The sequence below is a fragment of the Streptomyces sp. NBC_01363 genome (assembly GCF_026340595.1).
GTDB lineage: Bacteria > Actinomycetota > Actinomycetes > Streptomycetales > Streptomycetaceae > Streptomyces.
In genome coordinates this window covers 2187346-2206650 of sequence record NZ_JAPEPF010000001.1, presented here as the reverse complement: position 1 = coordinate 2206650, position 19305 = coordinate 2187346, and the positions used below count along the sequence as shown (strand labels likewise).

19 protein-coding genes are annotated in these 19305 nt (G+C 70.6%); 12 read left to right on the top strand and 7 right to left on the bottom strand.

Annotation, left to right across the window (positions count from 1 at the left end; translation table 11 throughout):
* The first annotated feature begins 47 nt into the window (after positions 1-47).
* From OG611_RS10335 to OG611_RS10295, 9 genes are all read left to right on the top strand, one after another.
* Positions 48-845: a HEAT repeat domain-containing protein gene (locus OG611_RS10335; protein WP_266417871.1), complete on the top strand. Its 798-nt coding sequence runs from the start codon at positions 48-50 to the stop codon at positions 843-845.
* Positions 846-977: 132 nt separating this feature from the next.
* The gene (locus OG611_RS10330) at positions 978-1763 is read left to right on the top strand and encodes a helix-turn-helix transcriptional regulator (protein WP_323180145.1); all 786 of its coding nucleotides are present in this window, start codon (positions 978-980) and stop codon (positions 1761-1763) included.
* Entirely contained in the window at positions 1760-2011 is a 252-nt protein-coding gene (locus tag OG611_RS10325) for a DUF397 domain-containing protein (RefSeq protein ID WP_266417867.1), read from the top strand. Before OG611_RS10330 ends, OG611_RS10325 begins: the two co-directional genes overlap by 4 nt.
* 23 nt (positions 2012-2034) lie before the next feature.
* The gene (locus OG611_RS10320; protein ID WP_266417865.1) at positions 2035-2697 is read left to right on the top strand and encodes a 1,4-alpha-glucan branching protein; all 663 of its coding nucleotides are present in this window, start codon (positions 2035-2037) and stop codon (positions 2695-2697) included.
* 57 nt (positions 2698-2754) lie between these two features.
* Positions 2755-3546 carry a DUF4253 domain-containing protein gene (locus tag OG611_RS10315; protein WP_266417863.1) on the top strand — a complete coding sequence of 264 codons (792 nt, stop codon included), beginning with the start codon at positions 2755-2757 and terminating at the stop codon, positions 3544-3546.
* Between the two features lie 71 nt (positions 3547-3617).
* Complete coding sequence (locus OG611_RS10310; protein ID WP_266417861.1) at positions 3618-3971, top strand: hypothetical protein; 354 nt, start codon at positions 3618-3620, stop codon at positions 3969-3971.
* 25 nt (positions 3972-3996) lie between these two features.
* A complete protein-coding gene (locus tag OG611_RS10305; protein ID WP_266417859.1) occupies positions 3997-4122 on the top strand; it encodes a hypothetical protein in 126 nt (41 codons plus the stop codon).
* A 293-nt stretch (positions 4123-4415) separates the two neighbouring features.
* Positions 4416-6383 carry a transglycosylase domain-containing protein gene (locus OG611_RS10300; RefSeq protein WP_266417857.1) on the top strand — a complete coding sequence of 656 codons (1968 nt, stop codon included), beginning with the start codon at positions 4416-4418 and terminating at the stop codon, positions 6381-6383.
* Positions 6384-6568: 185 nt separating this feature from the next.
* Positions 6569-7846 (top strand): choice-of-anchor A family protein, encoded by a 1278-nt coding sequence (locus OG611_RS10295; protein ID WP_266417855.1) that lies wholly within the window; start codon positions 6569-6571, stop codon positions 7844-7846.
* A 67-nt stretch (positions 7847-7913) separates the two neighbouring features.
* On the opposite strand, the gene hemB is transcribed toward OG611_RS10295, so the two are convergent.
* The 6 genes from hemB to OG611_RS10265 all read right to left on the bottom strand — a co-directional run bounded on the left by hemB (position 7914) and on the right by OG611_RS10265 (position 14507).
* Positions 7914-8912, bottom strand: a complete 999-nt coding sequence (gene hemB, locus OG611_RS10290) for a porphobilinogen synthase (protein WP_266417853.1) — start codon at positions 8910-8912, stop codon at positions 7914-7916.
* Positions 8913-9048: 136 nt separating this feature from the next.
* Positions 9049-10719: a bifunctional uroporphyrinogen-III C-methyltransferase/uroporphyrinogen-III synthase gene (locus OG611_RS10285; RefSeq protein ID WP_266417851.1), complete on the bottom strand. Its 1671-nt coding sequence runs from the start codon at positions 10717-10719 to the stop codon at positions 9049-9051.
* Entirely contained in the window at positions 10716-11702 is a 987-nt protein-coding gene (gene hemC, locus OG611_RS10280) for a hydroxymethylbilane synthase (RefSeq protein ID WP_266417849.1), read from the bottom strand. Before hemC ends, OG611_RS10285 begins: the two co-directional genes overlap by 4 nt.
* Positions 11699-13195, bottom strand: a complete 1497-nt coding sequence (locus tag OG611_RS10275) for a glutamyl-tRNA reductase (protein ID WP_266417847.1) — start codon at positions 13193-13195, stop codon at positions 11699-11701. Before OG611_RS10275 ends, hemC begins: the two co-directional genes overlap by 4 nt.
* Entirely contained in the window at positions 13192-13959 is a 768-nt protein-coding gene (locus OG611_RS10270; protein ID WP_266417845.1) for a redox-sensing transcriptional repressor Rex, read from the bottom strand. The genes OG611_RS10275 and OG611_RS10270 overlap by 4 nt, the downstream gene beginning before the upstream one ends.
* A 272-nt stretch (positions 13960-14231) precedes the next feature.
* Entirely contained in the window at positions 14232-14507 is a 276-nt protein-coding gene (locus OG611_RS10265; RefSeq protein WP_266417843.1) for a glutaredoxin family protein, read from the bottom strand.
* Positions 14508-14654: 147 nt separating this feature from the next.
* On the opposite strand from OG611_RS10265, the gene OG611_RS10260 reads away from it, so the two are divergent.
* The 3 genes from OG611_RS10260 to OG611_RS10250 all read left to right on the top strand — a co-directional run bounded on the left by OG611_RS10260 (position 14655) and on the right by OG611_RS10250 (position 18158).
* Entirely contained in the window at positions 14655-15608 is a 954-nt protein-coding gene (locus OG611_RS10260; protein WP_266417841.1) for an HAD family phosphatase, read from the top strand.
* 361 nt (positions 15609-15969) lie between these two features.
* The gene (locus tag OG611_RS10255) at positions 15970-16746 is read left to right on the top strand and encodes an ECF subfamily RNA polymerase sigma factor, BldN family (RefSeq protein WP_266417839.1); all 777 of its coding nucleotides are present in this window, start codon (positions 15970-15972) and stop codon (positions 16744-16746) included.
* Between the two features lie 224 nt (positions 16747-16970).
* Positions 16971-18158, top strand: a complete 1188-nt coding sequence (locus OG611_RS10250) for a DUF5667 domain-containing protein (RefSeq protein ID WP_266417837.1) — start codon at positions 16971-16973, stop codon at positions 18156-18158.
* Positions 18159-18225: 67 nt separating this feature from the next.
* On the opposite strand, the gene OG611_RS10245 is transcribed toward OG611_RS10250, so the two are convergent.
* Positions 18226-19293 carry a lysophospholipid acyltransferase family protein gene (locus OG611_RS10245; RefSeq protein ID WP_266417835.1) on the bottom strand — a complete coding sequence of 356 codons (1068 nt, stop codon included), beginning with the start codon at positions 19291-19293 and terminating at the stop codon, positions 18226-18228.
* Positions 19294-19305 lie beyond the last annotated feature (12 nt).

Genomic DNA, 19305 nt, shown 5'->3' with positions numbered 1-19305 from the left:
TCCGGGCGGACGACGCTACTTCTAAAACACGCCCTAGCATCGACCGCATGGCGATGTTCGTGCACCTGACACCCTCGGCGAACGCGGCGCGCGTACGCCGTTCCGGAATACGGGCCGTCAGCCACGGCCGCGACGCATCGCGGTCACGGGGCCTCTACTGCTTCCCCGTCCTCCCCTCGTACACCCTCACCCACCAGTGGCTGCGCGAGCTGGCCAGGCACGGCGGCCCGCGCGGACTCGTCGCCGTGCACATCCGCCTGCCGGACGACGAACCCGTCACCGTGGGCCGCTACCACCGCGACCCCGCGACCGTCACGGCCGCCGAAGCCGTACGCCGTGTCGCCGCCCTGCCCGACCCGCGCGGCTGGGAAGTGTTCGTCCCCCGGCCCGTCACCCGGCGCGAGGTGCACCGTATCCGCGCGGTCAACCAGGTCACCGGCTGGCGTTACTTCCCCGACTCGAACGGCAAGGCGCCCTGCACCTGCTTCGGCTGCCGGGTACGCGGCGAGTACGGCTCCCGGCGCCTGCGGCAACGCCGCCCGCACCCCCTCGACGGACCGCCTCCCGCCGTCCCGGTCCTCCTGCGCCAGATCACCGCGGCGGGCAGCCCCGGCGACCCCGAACAGCTCGTCCAGACCCTCCACTGGTTCGGGATGCGCCGACGCGGACCGGTCGACCGACTGGCCCACCTCGCGGACCACCCGGACCCGAAGGTCCGCAGGGCCCTCGTATGGGCCGTCGAGAACTGGTCGACCCCGAGCACCACGGAACTCCTCCACCGCCTCGCCCAGGACCCGGACGCGACGGTCCGGGAGGCCGTCGACTCCAGCGCACCCGAGACCTGAGGCCCCTCGCGCCGACCGGGCTCGAACCCGTACAGATTTCTTGTACGGGTCGTACGCGCGTGACGCGGGCGCGCAGGTGGAAGTTGGCTCGGTATGCACCCCGGGAAGCGGAAGCGCAAGAACGCGTCGGCAATGAAACTTGTGGGCAAGCTGGTCGCCGTCTTCCGCAGGGCGGCCGGCCTGACCCAGACCCAACTCGCCGACCTGGTGGGCCACCAGGTGGAGACGATCTCCTCCATCGAACAGGGCAGACGCGCCCTACTGCCCGACCTGGCCGCCAAGTTGGACGAACTTCTGGACACCAAGGGCGCGTTGAAGGAGGCCGTGGCGCACATGCCGGAGATCGATCTGATCCCGGCGTGGGCGGAGGAGTACTTGGAGCTGGAGCGGGAGGCCCTGGCACTGTGCTTTTTCGCAAACCAGGTCCTGCCCGGCCTGCTCCAGACCGAGAACTACGCACGTGCCGTGTTCGACAGCCGAGTTCCCACGTTCAGCAGGGAGGAAATCGACACACACGTGGGCACGCGCCTGGAGCGCCAGGAAATCTTGCGCCGTGAAGTGCCACCGACCACCAGCTTCGTCATCTCCGAGGCCATTGTCCGAGACCGCCTCGGGGGCAATGAGGTGTACCGGGAAACCCTGCGTCGCCTCCGGGACTGCGCCGACCTGCCGGGCATTTCGCTCCAGGTCATGCCGCTGGGCCGGACGACCCACGCGGCGCTCGACGGGCCGTTCATCCTGCTGGAAACGCCGGACTATCAGCGCATCGCCTACACCGAAACTCAGCGCGGAAGCCAGCTCATCTCCGACCCGGACGAGATCAGCATCCTCGCCCAGAGATATGCGATGCTGCGGACACAGGCTCTCAACACCGAGGACACGAGGGGCCTGTTGGACCGGCTGCTAGGAGAGTTATGAGCACCGCACGAGAGTGGTTCAAGTCCAGCTACAGCGGCAGCGACGGCGGCGAGTGCCTCGAAGTCGCCTACGACTGGCAGAAGTCGAGCCACAGCGGCAGCGAAGGCGGCGAGTGCGTCGAGGTCGCCGCCCACCCCGCCGCCATCCACATCCGCGACTCCAAGAACCCCGACGGCCCCATCCTCACCGTCGCCCCCACCACCTGGGCGGCCTTCGCCGGCTTCGCCGCCGACCGGCAACTCGTCTGAACCCACCGGAGGGATACCACCGCATGGCTGTCATCCACCGCACCACGCTGACGCCCACCAAGCTGGAACTCCTCACCTCCTGGCTGCCCGCACAGCCCTGGTACCGCGGCAAGGGGCAGCGGCCCGAGCTGGCCAGGACCGGCGGGTTCCGGCTGGACGACCCGAAGGACGAGGTGGGGATCGAGTTCATGGCGGTCACCGACACCTCGGGGGACCAACCGGTCACGTACCAGGTGCCGTTCAGCTACCGCGGCGCACCGCTCGCGGGCGCCGACGACGCACTCATCGGCACGACCGAGCACGGGGTGCTGGGGCAGCGGTGGGTGTACGACGGGACGCGTGACCCGGTCCTCGTCGCCCAGCTGTTCGCGCTCGTCGTCGGCAAGGCCGAGCCGCAGATGCAGAGCACGAGCGACACCCCCGACCCGTCCGTCATCGCCTGGTTCGCCGAATCGGACACCCCGGCGGAGATCGCCGCCACGACCGCCACCGACGACCCGAACGGCACGGATCTCCTGGTCGCGACGGCACCCGCAGGCCGCCTGCTGTCCCTCCACGTCAACCGCGTTCTCCACCCCGGGCAGAACGCGGACGGACGGGCACTCGGCCACGTCACCGCGGACGCGCCGCTGCCCGACGGCACCACGGCGCGCACCGCGTACGTCGTCGTTCACGCACGCCCGTAGCCCGGACCGCCCTGCCCCGCCCGGCCGTTGTCAGTGGTCGCGCCTAGAGTTCGGTTCATGGCGACGCTCCCGAACCCGCTCCCGTCCCTGGCCACCTCAGGGCTTCGACTCCCGCCCGGCTCACTGGTGGACGCCACGATCGACGGCATCTGGCACGAGCCGCTGCTCTGGTGCGCCGACGAGCCCGCGTCCCACGGGACGTGGCGCGCGCTGCGCGCGGCCGGGCGGACGGTCGGCCTGCTCCCCGTGCTGATCGACGGCGGGCGACGCGACCAGTGGCCCGGCGACTGGGACCTGATCCCGGACAGCACGTCGTACCCCGGCGATCACGACGCCGAGGAGGTGCTCAGCGAGTACTGGGAGGACTGCGCGCCCGAGGAGCTCGACGCCGCCGAGGGCGACTGGCCGGGCCTGGCCCCCGTCCCGGCCGCCGAGGGACAGGACACCCCCGACGACCTGGCGGCCGCCATCGCCGAGGAGTGCGTCGGCCCGGACGGCTGGTACCCCGGCTCGCGGGTGGCGCTCGTCCCGGCCCGACGCAGCGCGGACATACCGGCGGCGATCGGCTGGTCGGGCCCGGTCAACTTCGAGGACGACACGGCCCGGCTCTGCGCCGTGCTCCGCTCCTGGGAGGACCGCTTCGGCATACGGGTCGTGGTGCTGGGCTTCGACACCCTGACCGTCTCGGTCGGGCGCCCGCCCACCACCCTCCCGGAGGCCCGCGCGGTCGCCGCCGAGCACTTCGCGTTCTGCCCGGACAACATCAACCAGAACCCGCCGTACGACCTCGACGTCTACGCCGAGAAGATGGTGCTGGACCAGGAGACCTGGTCGTTCTGGTGGGACTGACCCGAACCGACCGGAGGCCCTAGGTACGGCAACTCATGTGCCGCACCGGGGCGCCCGGTTGAATCGCACGCATGCCCGACATTGTCACGGACGACGCCCCCGATAGCCCCCGGCACACCTGGATCGCCTCGCTGATCTCCACGGTCGTCACGCTCCCGCTCGCGTTCTTCGCCCTGGTGTACAGCATGCTTTCGCCGATGGCCTGCGACTCCTGCTCGGAGGCGGATGCCGACCGCTTCGACGCCAGCTTCGATCCGGCCTGGACGGTCTCCTGCTGCGGCCTGCTCCTGGCCCTGGTCATACTGGTGGCGAGCTGGGTGTTCACCAGGCGCAGACCGCCGGCCGCGATCGGCCTCGCCGTGGCCGCACCCGCCACCGTGTTCTTCACCTGGGTCGCCTTCATGACTCTGATCAACTGGCCCTGAGCCTTCGAGCGGAGGAACACCGCCCGTGAACCCCGAGCCGGCCCCGGACGAGGCCACCCACGCCACCCGCGCCGGCCGCCTCGCCCGCCTCGTCGAAGAGTTCCGCGTGGTGCGCCAGTACGCGGCGATGGTGCTCGGCCCCTACGCCTAGGACGACCCGGCGGTCACCGAGGCTCTGATCGCCGCAGGAGAGTCCGAGGAGGACCCGCTCGTCCGGGCCTGCGCGAGGTCCGCCCTGGAAGAGGCGGGCCTCGCCTGAGCGCGCCCGGTCGCCGCGCCCGCCGACAAAGTCGGATATCACGGACTGTTCCTCCGGAAAGGCCGTCCGGGACGCGTTCACCACTCGTGCCTGACGGGCCCCGGGACAACCTGATCGCGATCCGGAACGTCCTCTCTCACAAGCCCCGCGCCACCGGTACGGGACGGTGAACGAGGAGCTTGAGCATGGCCCGAAGCCCCATCCGCCCCATCCGCGCGATCCGCCATCGCAGACTCGGCATCGACTACCCCCGCCGGGGAAAACGTACTTGGCGTCGTTGGATCCCTTCGTGGCGGCAGATGCTGAGCGGGGTCATGCTCGGACTCGTCGCGCTGGCCGGCCTGTTCGCCGTGGTGTACGCGTCCGTCGACATCCCGAACGAGAACGACGAGGCGCGCAGGCAGGGCACCGTCTACTACTGGGCGGACGGCAGCCAGTTGGTGAGCGTGGGCGCGGTCAATCGGCAGAATGTCACGCTCGCCGACATACCCCGTTCGGTGAAGAACGCGGTCATCGCCGCCGAGAACGAGACCTTCTACTCCGACCCGGGGGTATCGGCGACGGGCATCGCCCGAGCGGCCGTAAGCATCGTCACAGGCGGTGAGACCCAGGGCGGCTCCACCATCACCCAGCAGTACGTGAAGAACACCTATCTCAGCCAGGAGCAGTCGGCCACCCGGAAGTTCAAGGAATTCTTCATCTCGCTGAAGGTGAACAACAAGCAGAGCAAGAAGGAGATCCTCCAGGGGTATCTGAACACCAGCTGGTTCGGCCGCGGCGCCTACGGCATCCAGGCAGCGGCGAACGCGTACTACGGAATCCCCGCGAAGGACCTCGACCCCAGTCAGGCGGCGCTGCTCGCCTCCCTGCTCAAGGGGGCGGAGCAGTACGACCCCGCGGGCGGCAAGGGCAACCACGAACGCGCCGTCGACCGCTGGGAGTGGATCCTCGACCGGCAGGTGGAGATCGGCACGATGACGAAGGCCGAGCGGGCCGCGTACCAGAAGTTCCCCGAGCCGAAGCCGGCCGCGAAGCCGACCAGCCTCGGCGGCCAGACCGGCTATCTCGTCGACATCGCCAACAAGTACATCAAGAAGCGTTCGGGCCTCACCGACAAGGACCTCTTCCGGGGCGGCTACCGGGTGCACACCACCTTCGACAAGGCCAGGGTGGGGCAGCTGGAGCGGGCCGTGCGCAGTGTGCGCAAGCGCGACCTCGACCCCAAGAAGCGCTCCGAGGACAAGTACGTCGAGGTCGGCGCCGCATCCGTGCGGGCCGACGGGGCCGTGGTCGCGGTGTACGGCGGAGCCGACGCGGTCACCCACTTCGCCAACAACGCCGACACCGCAGGCGTCCCCGTCGGCTCGGCCTTCAAACCCTTCGTGCTGGCCGCAGCCCTTCAGCACGGCGACGGGATCACCCTGGACAGCGGCTACGACAGTGGGGGGCGCCTGATCAAGGGCGGCCCGTACGCGGCACCTCCCGCCCCGTCGGGTGCCGGTCCCGGCCGGGCGATGGTCACGGCGCCGACGCCCCTGCGCGATGCGCTGATCAAGTCGTCCAACGCCACCTTCACGCTGCTCGGCAAGGACATCGGGCTGAAGAAGGTGAAGGAACTGGCGGTATCGGCCGGGCTGCACGAGGAGAGCCTGGCCCGTTTGGACAAGTCCTTCCCCCTCGGCACGTCCACACCGAGCGCGGTCAGGATGGCGGACGCGTACACCGCCTTCAGCAACGGCGGCATGAGGGCCGATCCCTACTCGGTGACCAGGATGACCCGGGACGGTGAGGCGGTCGAGGGCTTCGGGAAGCCCGAGCCGCGGCGCGCGATGGACGCCTCGGTGGCCAACGATGTGAACAACACCCTGGGGATGGTGGCCTGGACGCGGCTGGGTCAGGACGGGAAGTTCGGCACGTTCGCCAGGGCCAAGGCTGCCGACGGCCTCTCGGCGGGCGCGACCGCCAAGGACGACCGGATGAAGTCGGCCTGGTTCATCGGCCACACCGAAGGGCTGACCACGGCCGTCACGATGTTCCGCAACAAGCCGGGCACCCCTCAACTGCTGGGAATGCAGGGCGTGGGCGGGCCCGATTCAGGACGCGGCAATGTCTTCCCGCTCCGGATCTGGAACGCCTACGTCACGGGGAAGTAGGCCCACGGGCCAGGGTCCGGCAACGGCGTGGGGCCAAGAACCGACAGCGGCATGGGACCGGAACTGACAACCGGACAAAGCAGCACTCTGCGCATTGGTCTTGACCAATATCCTATTGCGTGAAGAACTTGGCCGTAGCCGCCACGGAATCTTTACAAGCACCTCCGCTGGAGAGACACGCCCCCATGCGCATATCCGCAACCGCCGCCACAGCGTCCGCAGTGCTCGGCGGAGCCCTCGTCCTCGGCCTCACGGCCGTCCCCGCCGCACAGGCCACGCCCGTCGCCGAGACGGCGGGCTGCACCACCGACGCCTTCGGAATCGCAGGAAAGTACGGCGAGTTCGTCCTCGGTGACGACGTCCACTCCCCCGACGCGGAAGGCGCGGTGGCCGTCGGTGGCAATGCCGACTTCCGCGGCGGCTTCAGCGCCGCCAACGAACTGACGGCCGCGGAGGTCGACGCCCTGCCCGGCCGCGCGTCGCTCGTCGTGCGCGGCGACCTGCTCAACGGCAGTTCGGTCACCGCGGTGATGAAGGGCAACGCGGTCGTCGGCGGCAAGGTCAGCGACCGCGCCCTCGAAATGCACTCCGGCACCTTCGGCAAGAACGCCGGACTGATCGACTTCGACGCCGAGTTCAGCAAGCTCCGGTCCTACTCCACCGCACTGGCGAAGGAACCCGCGACCGCCGGCACCGAAGTGGAACTGACCGGCAGCAAGCTGACCCTGGAGGGCGGGAACACCACCCGCAACATCTTCGAGGTGACGGCCGAACAGCTCGAAGGCGCCAAGGACATCTACCTCAAGGTCCCCGCCGGCGCCACCGCGGTCGTCAACGTCAGCGGCACGACGTACGACATGGCCAAGGCCGGCACCACCGGCTTCTTCCTCTCCGGCGGCCAGGACTACGTACTGGACGACAAGCTCCAGAGCGCCTCCGACGGCAAGGTCCGCGCCCGCCTGCTGTGGAACTTCCCCGACGCCGCCGCGGTCACCAAGAGCAGCCAGGCCGCCTGGCCCGGCAGCGTGCTGGCCCCCAAGGCACACCTGGAGCTGGGCACCGGCGCCCCCGTCAACGGCTCGGTCTGGGTCGCCTCGCTGCACGGCTCGGGCGGCGCGGAGACGCACCACTTCCCCTTCACCGGCTGCCTCCCGGAGACCGGCGAGACCCCGCCCCCGGCCACCCCGACCCCGGGCAACACCCCCGGCACCACGCCGCCGGTGACCGGCACGCCCTCCGCCCCAGCGAGCACACCGCCGGCGAGCGGCACCCCGTCCGACAGCCCGTCCGAGTCCGCACCGGCCACCCCCACCCCGTCGCAGAGCACGCCCGGCGGCAAGGACGGCGACCTGGCCTCGACCGGCAGCAGCGGCACCATCCCGCTGGCCATCGGCACCGTCGTGGTGCTCGCCGCGGGCGCCGGCCTGACCATGGCGGCCCGCCGCCGCTCCAAGCGGGCCTGACGCGAAAGGGCGCCTGTGGGAACCCCGCACACACGGGAATCCCACAGGCGCCCCGGCGCCTGCCCGGCTACGCGCGCCGCAGCCGCTGTGCGACCTCCGTCGCCCAGTACGTAAGGATCATCTGCGCACCCGCGCGCCGGATCCCGGTCAGGCTCTCCATGATCGCCGCGTCCCGGTCGATCCAGCCCTTCTCGGCGGCGGCCTCGATCATCGCGTACTCACCGCTGATCTGGTACGCCGCGACCGGCACGTCCACCGAGTCGGCGACCTTCGCGAGGATGTCCAGGTACGGACCGGCCGGCTTCACCATGACCATGTCGGCCCCCTCCGCGAGGTCGAGCGCCACCTCGCGCTGCGACTCACGGCTGTTCGCCGGGTCCTGTTGGTACGTCTTGCGGTCGCCCTTGAGCGAGGAGCCGACGGCCTCGCGGAACGGCCCGTAGAACGCCGAGGCGTACTTCACGGTGTAGGCGAGGATCGAGACGTCCTCGTGGCCCGTCTGGTCGAGCGCGTCGCGGACGACACCGACCTGGCCGTCCATCATACCGCTCGGGCCCACCACATGGGCGCCCGCGTCGGCCTGGACCTGGGCCATCTCGGCGTACCGCTCCAGCGTCACGTCGTTGTCGATCCGGCCGTCCTCGGTGAGCACACCGCAGTGGCCGTGGTCGGTGTACTCGTCCAGGCACAGGTCCGACATGATGACGAGATCGTCACCGACCTCCGCGCGCACCGCGCGCAGCCCGGCCTGGAGGATGCCGTCCGGGTCGGTGCCCGCCGTGCCCCGGGCGTCCTTCTTCTCGTCCGTGGGGACGCCGAAGAGCATGATCCCGGAGACCCCGGCCGACACCGCCTCGACGGCGGCCTTCCGCAGGGTGTCCAGGGTGTGCTGCTGCACGCCGGGCATGGTCGAGATGGCGACCGGGGCGTCGATGCCCTCGCGCACGAACGCCGGCAGGATCAGATTCGCCGCATCGAGCCGTGTCTCGGCGACCATCCGCCGCATCGTCGGGGTCGTCCGCAGCCGCCGGGGGCGGGAGCCGGGGAAGTTTCCGTACACAGTCATCCTTCGAGATTAGACCCGCACACATCACCGTCTTACCGACACCTGTGCCGGAAAAAGACCGCGAAACGGGCAGGGGCCCGGCTGCCGAAGCAACCGGGCCCCTCACACTCCTCGACCTCTTCTTCGACCGAGCAGGTCAGGTCGTCGTACGACGCCGCCGCGCACCGGGACGCCGCTCGCTCGGCCGCGTCACCGGATCGCCGGCCTCCTTCGCCGCCTCCCGGCGCCGGGCGCCGAACTCCGCGAGCGCCTGGGCCAGCTTGTGCACCGACGGCTCCGGGGAGAGGACGTCGACGCGCAGCCCGTGCTCCTCGGCGGTCTTCGCCGTCGCCGGGCCGATACACGCGATGACGGTCACGTTGTGCGGCTTGCCCGCGATGCCGACCAGGTTCCGCACGGTCGACGACGAGGTGAAGAGCACCGCGTCGAAGCCGCCGCCCTTGATGGCCTCACGCGTGTCGGCGGGGGGCGGCGAGGCGCGGACCGTGCGGTACGCGGTGACGTCGTCGACCTCCCAGCCCAGCTCGATGAGCCCGGCCACCAGCGTCTCGGTGGCGATGTCGGCACGCGGCAGGAAGACCCGGTCGATCGGGTCGAAGACCGGGTCGTACGGCGGCCAGTCCTCCAGCAGACCGGCGGCGGACTGCTCACCGGACGGCACCAGGTCCGGCTTCACACCGAAGTCGACCAGCGCGGCGGCGGTCTGCTCGCCGACGGCCGCGACCTTGATCCCGGCGAAGGCACGGGCGTCGAGCCCGTACTCCTCGAACTTCTCCCGGACGGCCTTCACGGCGTTGACGCTGGTGAAGGCGATCCACTCGTAGCGGCCCGTGACCAGGCCCTTGACCGCGCGCTCCATCTGCTGGGGCGTACGGGGCGGCTCGACGGCGATCGTCGGGACCTCGTGCGGCACGGCACCGTATGAACGAAGCTGGTCGGAGAGCGACGCGGACTGCTCCTTCGTACGCGGCACGAGAACCTTCCAGCCGAACAGCGGCTTGGACTCGAACCACGCGAGCTGGTCGCGCTGGGCGGCGGAGCTGCGCTCACCGACCACGGCTATGACGGGCCGGTGTCCCTCCGGCGACGGCAGGACCTTCGCCTGCTTCAGGACCTGGGCGATCGTCCCGAGGGTCGCCGTCCAGGTGCGCTGGCGGGTCGTCGTACCGGCGACCGTCACGGTCAGCGGGGTGTCGGGCTTGCGGCCCGCCGAGACCAGCTCACCGGCGGCCGCGGCCACCGAGTCGAGCGTCGTCGAGATGACGGCCGTGGCATCGCTCGCGCCGACCTCGGTCCAGCAGCGGTCGGAGGCGGTACGGGCGTCGACGAACCTGACGTCCGCGCCCTGCGGATCACGCAGCGGCACACCGGCGTACGCGGGCACGCCCACGACGTTGGCGACACCCGGAACGACCTCGAAGGGAATGCCGGCGGCGGCGCAGGCGAGCATCTCGGCACCGGCGCTCCCGTCCAGTCCCGGGTCGCCGGAGACGGCACGCACGACCCGCCTGCCGCCCCTCACCGCCTCCATGACAAGATTGGCCGCATCCCTGAGAACGGGAACACCGGCGGCTGCTGACTGCGCGTCAACAACCGTCAGCTCGGGCGTGCTTACGCTTGCCCGCGCATGGCAGCGAACGACGCCGAGGACGTCCGGCTCGGCGACAAGGACGTCCGCGCTCGCGAGCGCCTCGACGGCGCGCAGAGTCAGCAGTCCCGGGTCGCCGGGACCGGCGCCGAGGAAGGTGACGTGCCCTTGTGCGGACAGGGCCGGAAAGTCGGTTGCGGCGGGGCCGGTGGGGCTCAAAGTGCTCGCTCCCCCATAAGACCGGCCGCACCCTTGGCAAGCATCTCGGCCGCGAGCTCGCGACCGAGAGCCGCCGCGTCGTCCTGCGACGTGGGGACGGGACCGGTGGTGGACAGCTGCACCAGCGAGGAACCGTCGGTGGAACCGACGACACCGCGCAGGCGCAGTTCGTTGACAGCCTGTCCGTCGACCAGGAGGTCGGCCAACGCACCCACAGGTGCGGAGCAACCGGCCTCCAGGGCGGCGAGCAGGGCACGCTCGGCGGTCACGGCGGCCCGGGTGTACGGGTCGTCGAGCTCGGCGAGCGCGGCGGCGAGGTCGGCGCTGCTCGCAGCGCACTCGATCGCCAGTGCTCCCTGGCCGGGAGCGGGCAGGACGGTGTCGACCGACAGGAAGTCGGTCACCTCACCGGTCCGGCCGAGGCGGCTGAGCCCGGCCGCGGCGAGTACCACCGCGTCCAGCTCACCGCTCCGGACAAATCCGATACGCGTATCGACGTTCCCGCGGATCGCCACGGTCTCGATGTCGAGACCGTGGTTACGGGCGTACGCGTTGAGCTGCGCCATGCGGCGCGGCGAGCCGGTACCGATGCGGGCGCCGGACGGCAGCTGCTCGAAGGTCAGCCCGTCCCGCGCCACCAGTACGTCGCGCGGGTCCTCACGCACCGGCACCGCGGCCAGCACGAGGCCCTCGGGCTGGGCGGTCGGCAGGTCCTTGAGCGAGTGGACGGCGAAGTCCACCTCGCCGCGCAGCAGCGCGTCGCGCAGCGCCGCGACGAACACACCGGTGCCGCCGATCTGCGCGAGGTGCTCCCGCGAGGTGTCGCCGTACGTGGTGATCTCGACGAGCTCGACGGCGCGCCCGGTCACCTCGCTGACCGCGTCGGCGACGAGGCCTGACTGCGCCATGGCGAGCTTGCTGCGCCGGGTGCCCAGCCTCAGCGGCTTGTCGGCCCCCGCGCCCAGGGGTGAGTTGTCGGTCATGACCGCCCTCGATTCGGGTCGTTCAGGTCTGCCCGGGAGACGGCGGCGACCGTCTGCGGGTCGAGGTCGAAGAGTTCCCGCAGCGCATCGGCGTACCCGGCACCGCCGGGCTCGCTGGCGAGCTGCTTGACCCGCACGGTGGGCGCGTGCAGGAGCTTGTCGACGACGCGGCGCACGGTCTGCGAGATCTCGGCGCGCTGCTTCTCGTCCAGGTCGGGGAGGCGTCCGTCGAGCCGCGCGATCTCGCCCGCGACCACTCCGGCGGCCATCGTGCGCAGGGCGACGACGGTCGGGGTGATGTGGGCGGCGCGCTGGGCGGCGCCGAAGGCGGCGACCTCGTCGGAGACGATGGTGCGCACCTGGTCCACATCGGCGGCCATCGGGGCGTCCGCCGACGCCTCCGCGAGCGACTCGATGTCGACGAGGCGCACACCGTCGAGCCGGGCCGCCCCGCCGTCGATGTCGCGCGGCATGGCGAGGTCGAGCAGGGCCAGGCGCACGGGGCCGGTGCCCTGCGCGGGCACGGTGGTCCGGCGGACGGCCTGGCGCACCGCGCCGGCGCTGCCGTTCTCCACCCAGGCGGCGTGCCGGTCGACATCGGCGGGGGCGGGCACCGCGGGCGCGGCGGCGGGCGTCTCGACGGCGTCGGCGACGTCCAGGCCGAGCGCCTCGGCGACGGCCTCGGCGGTCAGCACGAGACCGGTCGCGCCGGTGCACGAGACGACGACGTCGGCACGTGTCAGTTCGTCGCGGACCGCGGCCATCTCCACGGCGCGGGCGGCCACGCCCGTACCCCCGGGCTGGGCCAGGATCTCGACGAGCCGGTCGGCACGGGCCCGGGTCCGGTTGGCGACGACGATCTCGGCGACACCGGTGCGGGCCAGGGTGGCGGCGGCGAGCGAGGACATCGAGCCCGCGCCGATCACCAGGGCGCGCTTGCCCCGGGCCCAGTCGGCGACGTCCGCGCCGGCCGCAAGCTGTTCCAGACCGAAGGTGACGAGCGACTGCCCGGCCCGGTCGATCCCGGTCTCGCTGTGGGCCCGCTTGCCGACCCGCAGGGCCTGCTGGAACAGGTCGTTCAGCAGCCGGCCCGCGGTGTGGAGCTCCTGCCCCAGCGCCAGCGCGTCCTTGATCTGGCCGAGGATCTGGCCCTCGCCGACGACCATCGAGTCCAGCCCGCACGCCACCGAGAAGAGATGGTGGACGGCCCGGTCCTCATAGTGCACATAAAGATACGGAGTGAGCTCGTCCAGACCGACGCCGCTGTGCTGGGCGAGGAGCGTGGACAGCTCGGCGACGCCCGCGTGGAACTTGTCCACGTCGGCGTACAGCTCGATGCGGTTGCAGGTGGCCAGCACGGCGGCCTCGACCGCGGGCTCCGCGGCGAGGGTGTCCTGGAGCAGCTTGGCCTGCGTCTCGGCAGCCAGCGAGGCCCGCTCCAGTACGGAGACGGGGGCGCTGCGGTGGCTCAGCCCTACGACAAGAAGACTCATGCCGGCATCACGGCGGGCATGTCCCCGTCGGGTCCCTTCCGGCTGCCGGAGGCCGAGCGCACCGGAGGCGCGGCCGGGTCCGAGCTGCTCTCGGCGGTGTCCTCGCCGGCCTTGCGCTGCTCATGGAAGGCGAGGATCTGGAGTTCGATGGAGAGGTCGACCTTGCGCACGTCCACGCCGTCGGGCACGGACAGCACGGTCGGCGCGAAGTTCAGGATGGAGGTGACGCCCGCGGCGACGAGGCGGTCGCAGACCTGCTGAGCGGCACCGGCCGGGGTCGAGATGACACCGATCGACACGCCGTTGTCGCCGACGATCTTCTCCAGTTCGTCGGCGTGCTGGACGGGAATCCCGGCGACCGGCGTTCCGGCCATCGCGGGGTCGGCGTCGATCAGCGCGGCGACCCGGAAACCACGGGAGGCGAAACCGCCGTAGTTGGCGAGCGCGGCGCCGAGGTTACCGATACCGACGATCACGACCGGCCAGTCCTGGGTGAGCCCGAGTTCGCGGGAGATCTGGTAGACGAGATACTCGACGTCGTACCCGACACCGCGCGTCCCGTACGAGCCGAGGTAGCTGAAGTCCTTGCGCAGCTTGGCGGAATTGACCCCCGCCGCCGCGGCGAGCTCCTCGGACGAGACCGTGGGTACCGAGCGCTCGGAGAGCGCGGTCAGTGCGCGCAGATACAGCGGAAGTCGGGCGACGGTGGCCTCGGGAATTCCTCGGCTACGGGTCGCCGGTCGGTGAGTTCGGCCAGTTGCCACGGTGCTCCTGCGGGATGAGCGGGGCTGCAGGCGGCCGTATTTCCCAAGACCGCCCCGTCGAATGCAGGCTATGTCTTTGTGAACGCGTGCACAAAGATAGTGTCCGTTTTGTCCGGTCAAAGTGACCGGGGTCACGCACATTCGTCGTGCGATCCCGGAACCAAGGATCGCATCAGCCCGTTGCGGGCCCGAAGGGGGCAAAGCGGCACACACTCCTCACAACCACTCCCCCGAGAGCACTCAAAACGCCCACGATGGTAACCGGCTTTCGCTCACGACCGCAGTGCCCGGCGCAGCCTCACCGGGTCCACCCGCCAGAACGTGTGCTGTTCGTCATCGATCAGCACCACCGGAATCTGCTCCCAGTACTCCCGGTACAGCTCCTCGTCCCGGGAGATGTCCTTCTCCTCCCAGGACGCGCCGGTCTCCTCGCACACCTCCCGCACCACCTGCCTCGCGTCGTCACAGAGATGACATCCGGGCTTCCCGACCAGGGTCACCACGCGTTCCGCGGGCTTCTTCTTCGTACGTCGCAACAAGGCACTCATGCCTTCATTCTGCGCCGCTGGAGGAACTGTTCCCTCCTTGATCCGGTACGCCCGGAATCACCCGTTCAACAGATCGGCGGTCAAGAGTTCACGCCGCGGCATCCCGGCAGGTCGGGAAGGGCCGAACCAACTGGCTATGCTCACGACATGGCCGCTCTTGGATGGCTCACACCACGTAGGCGCCCCGCGACAGCACGGAGTGTGCTGGCCGGCGAGGCAGCAGCTGAGGCAGCGCGGAAATCCACCCTCCCCGACGATCGGTCCCCCGGTGCCGAGCAGGGTGCCTCCGCGAAGGCGGAGGCCGAGGAAGCGCCCTTCCCCGTCGTCGGCGACGAGCGGGCCGCCGCCTTCTTCGACCTGGACAACACCGTCATGCAGGGCGCGGCGATCTTCCACTTCGGCCGCGGCCTGTACAAGCGGAAGTTCTTCCAGCGCCGCGAGCTGACCCGGTTCGCCTGGCAGCAGGCCTGGTTCAGGCTGGCGGGCGTCGAGGACCCGGAGCACATGCAGGACGCCCGCGACAGCGCCCTGTCCATCGTCAAGGGCCACCGCGTCTCGGAGCTGATGTCCATCGGCGAGGAGATCTACGACGAGTACATGGCCGACCGCATCTGGCCCGGCACCCGGGCCCTCGCCCAGGCCCACCTCGACGCCGGACAGCGCGTCTGGCTGGTCACCGCCGCCCCGGTGGAGACCGCCACGATCATCGCCCGCCGGCTCGGCCTGACCGGCGCGCTCGGCACGGTCGCCGAATCCGTCGGCGGCGTCTACACCGGCCGCCTGGTCGGCGAGCCGCTGCACGGCCCCGCGAAGGCCGAGGCGGTCCGCGCCCTGGCCGCCGCCGAGGGCCTGGACCTCGACCGCTGCGCGGCGTACAGCGATTCGCACAACGACATCCCGATGCTGTCCCTGGTCGGACACCCGTACGCGATCAATCCGGACGCCAAGCTCCGCAAGCACGCCCGCGCGCTCGACTGGCGGCTGCGGGACTACCGGACGGGCCGCAAGGCGGCCAAGGTCGGCATCCCGGCCGCGGCCGGCGTGGGCGCCATCGCGGGCGGCACCGCCGCCGCCGTCGCCCTGCACCGCCGCCGCCGCTGACGCACCCCCGCCCCGCCCGGCCCAGCCGTGGGCCGGGCCGGGCACGCCCGGACCTTCGCGGCCGATCGGAACCCCTTACCCACCGACCGCTCCGGCCAGTCGTCCTGCTCTCACACGGCCACAACCCGTCGCGCCGATAGACAGATCACGAAGTAATTCGATCAACAAACGGTCACGATGTGCTACTTGATGCGTCGTTTAGTCGCTACAGAAACGACGTAATCGGTGATTTGAGCAACTGGGTGTAGCACTGCCTGTACGAAGCGTTATTCTCCTCAGACGCATTCCGGAACCCACCACTCACTACGACGAGTGACGGTTTCGCACTGCACGTGATGGAAGCTCTGCCTCTGGGAGTCCCGTGTACCCACACGTCGGGGTTGACACCTCGGGCCTGGCTACGCTGCGCGCAACGGTCGCCGACCGCTTGCGCGGCTTCGTCCCCACCGCGTACGCCGTACCCGCATTTGCCACCCCTGCACCTGTCGGCCCTTGCTATGCCCTGGCCGAACGCGGTGCGGCGGTCGGAAGACGCAGCAACCGCGGCGCAACGACCACGTCCACCGTTCGTCGGCCGACCGCCGACAGTGACAGCGCGCGCATGATGGATCTCGTCGAGCGCGCACAGGCCGGCGAGGCCGACGCCTTCGGCCGCCTCTACGACCAGTACAGCGACACCGTCTACCGCTACATCTACTACCGCGTGGGCGGCAAGGCGACGGCGGAGGATCTCACGAGCGAGACCTTCCTGCGCGCCCTGCGTCGCATCTCCACCTTCACCTGGCAGGGTCGCGACTTCGGCGCCTGGCTGGTCACCATCGCCCGCAACCTGGTCGCCGACCACTTCAAGTCCAGCCGTTTCCGACTGGAAGTGACCACCGGCGAAATGCTCGACGCCAACGAGGTCGAGCGCAGTCCCGAGGACTCCGTCCTGGAGTCCCTCTCCAACGCCGCGCTCCTGCAGGCCGTGCGCCGGCTCAACCCCCAGCAGCAGGAGTGCGTGACCCTGCGCTTCCTCCAGGGCCTCTCAGTCGCCGAGACCGCCCGGGTCATGGGCAAGAACGAAGGCGCGATCAAGACCCTGCAGTACCGCGCCGTCCGCACGCTGGCCCGGCTCCTCCCGGACGATGCCCGCTGACCCCACCCCCGGCCGAATCACGCTCGGCGACACGTTCATCACACACTGGTCCGATCATCCTTCGTGCGTAACCCAAGTGCCGCGCTCCTCGTTGTGCCGGTTGCAGGCCCCCTGTCGTCACCCCGTGTCCGCCGACACTCACTCATTCGTGTGGAAGCGCTCAAGGTGTGCAACCTTCCGGATCCCAGGGGAGTCGACCGTCATGACGAGAGGAGGTGCCGCCAGTGATCGCAAACGTTTCGGCACACCGGCGGGCGAACGCCTTCGCCCAGGCCCTGGAGGAGCAGTCGCTCCGCGGTGCGGCGTCCGCACAGCCCGAGGAATCGGCCGAACCGGCCGACCACGGACCGCTGCTGGCCCTGGCGAACGGCCTCGGCGAGGTACCGCGGCCGGAGTTGGATCCCGAGGTCAAAGTGGTGCAGCGAGCCCAGCTCGTCGCCGCCATGGAGGCCATGCTCACCGAGGGCGGTGTGTCCGCGGGCCCTACGGTGCCCGAACAGCGCGCCAAGGGAGCCCACCGGGCCTCCCCGCTCCGGAAACTGCGACCTCGTTCACGCTGGACGAAGGGCCTCGCGGCCGGCGGACTCACCGTCGGTGTGGCAGCGGGAGCCTTCGGCGGAGTGGCCGCTGCCAGTTCCGACGCCCTGCCGGGTGATTCGCTGTACGGGCTCAAGCGCGGCATGGAGGACATCCACCTCGGCATGGCCAGCGGCGACGCCGACCGCGGCGAGGCCTACCTCGACCAGGCGTCGACCAGGCTCAACGAGGCCCGCCGGCTGATGGAGCGCGCCCGCTCCGGCGCCCTGGACCACGAACAGCTCGGCGAGGTCAGGCGCACGCTCAACGGCATGACGCACGACGCCAGCGAGGGCCACCGCCTGCTCCACTCCGCCTACCAGCAGAACGGCGCCATCGGCCCCATCCAGACCCTGGACTCCTTCTCGCGCTCGCACCGCGAGAGCTGGAGCAGCCTCCGGGACCGGCTGCCCGTACAGCTGACGGACATCGGCGACAAGGTCAGCTCGGTCTTCGACGCCATAGACGAAGAGGTCCAGCCGCTGCAGTCGCTGCTCCCCCGCACCCCGGACAGCGGCGGCGCCCAGCAGTCGGACACAGGGGAACAGGGCACGCAACCCTCGCGCACGGCCCCCTCGGCGCCCACATCACCGGAAGCCTCACACGGCCGTCCGGGCAACAGCACCTCGCCCCACCCGTCGGGATCGGGCAGCGCCCCGGCCGAGGGCCTGATCGCCGGCGGCACGGACGGCCTCCTCGGCACCCCGCCCCCGGGCACCGTGCCGTCCACCGACGGCCGGGTCAACACCCCACCCACCCCGGACGTCACCCTCCCGCCGCTCCTCCCCGGCCTGCTCCCGGGCCTGGGCATCAACGGCGAGGACCTGAACAACTAGCGCCACCTCGAACGGTTGGGGGGCGGGCTCACCGAGCCCGCCCCCCAACCGCGCATCGGCGCACCCCTCAGAAGAACACCGACCTCCGCTGCACCAGCAGCTTGTACAGCGTGTGCTGGATCTGCTCCCGCACCTGATCCGTCAGATTGAACATCAGCATCGGGTCCTCCGCCGCCTCCACCGGATACCCGCTCGTGGAGATCGGTTCCCCGAACTGGATCGTCCACTTCGTCGGCAGCGGCACCGCCCCGAGCGGCCCGAGCCAGGGAAACGTCGGCGTGATCGGGAAGTACGGAAACCCCAGCAGCCGCGCCAGCGTCTTCGAGTTGCCGATCATCGGGTAGATCTCCTCCGCCCCCACGATCGAGCACGGAATGATCGGCACCCCGGCCCGCAGCGCCGTGGACACGAAACCGCCCCGCCCGAAGCGCTGCAGCTTGTACCGCTCCCCGAACGGCTTCCCGATGCCCTTGAACCCCTCCGGCATCACCCCGACGACCTCGCCCCGCCGCAGCAGCCGCTCGGCGTCCTCCGCGCAGGCCAGCGTGTGCCCGGCCTTGCGGGCCAGCTCGTTCACCACCGGCAGCATGAAGACGAGATCGGCGGCCAGCAGCCGCAGATGACGGCCCGCCGGATGGTTGTCGTGCACGGCGACCTGGAGCATCAGCCCATCGAGCGGCAGCGTCCCCGAGTGGTTGGACACGATCAGCGCCCCGCCCTCGGAGGGGATGTTCTCGATGCCCTTCACCTCGACCCGGAAGTACTTCTCGTACACCGGCCGGAGCATCGACATCAGGACCTGATCGGTCAGCTCCTCGTCGTACCCGAACTCGTCGACGTCGTACTCGCCCGTGACCCGCCGCCGCAGGAACGCGAGCCCGCCGGCGATCCGCCGGTCCCAGTCGCCGCGCTCGTCCCGTCCCAGGGGCTGCCCGGCCCCCTCCGGCTCCTCCTGCGGCTTCGAGGCGTCCTGCTGCCCCGGAAGGGCGCTCACGGCCGCGGTCCCCAGCACGGAGGCCGCCGCGGGCCCCTGGCCCCGGCCGCCGCCCCCTGCGGACCGGCGCCGTGCGGGCCGCCCTGAACCGCCCGTCCGCGAACGGTCGTCGTCGAACGGAATGACCTTGGCATCCGCCATCGTCGATGCGCT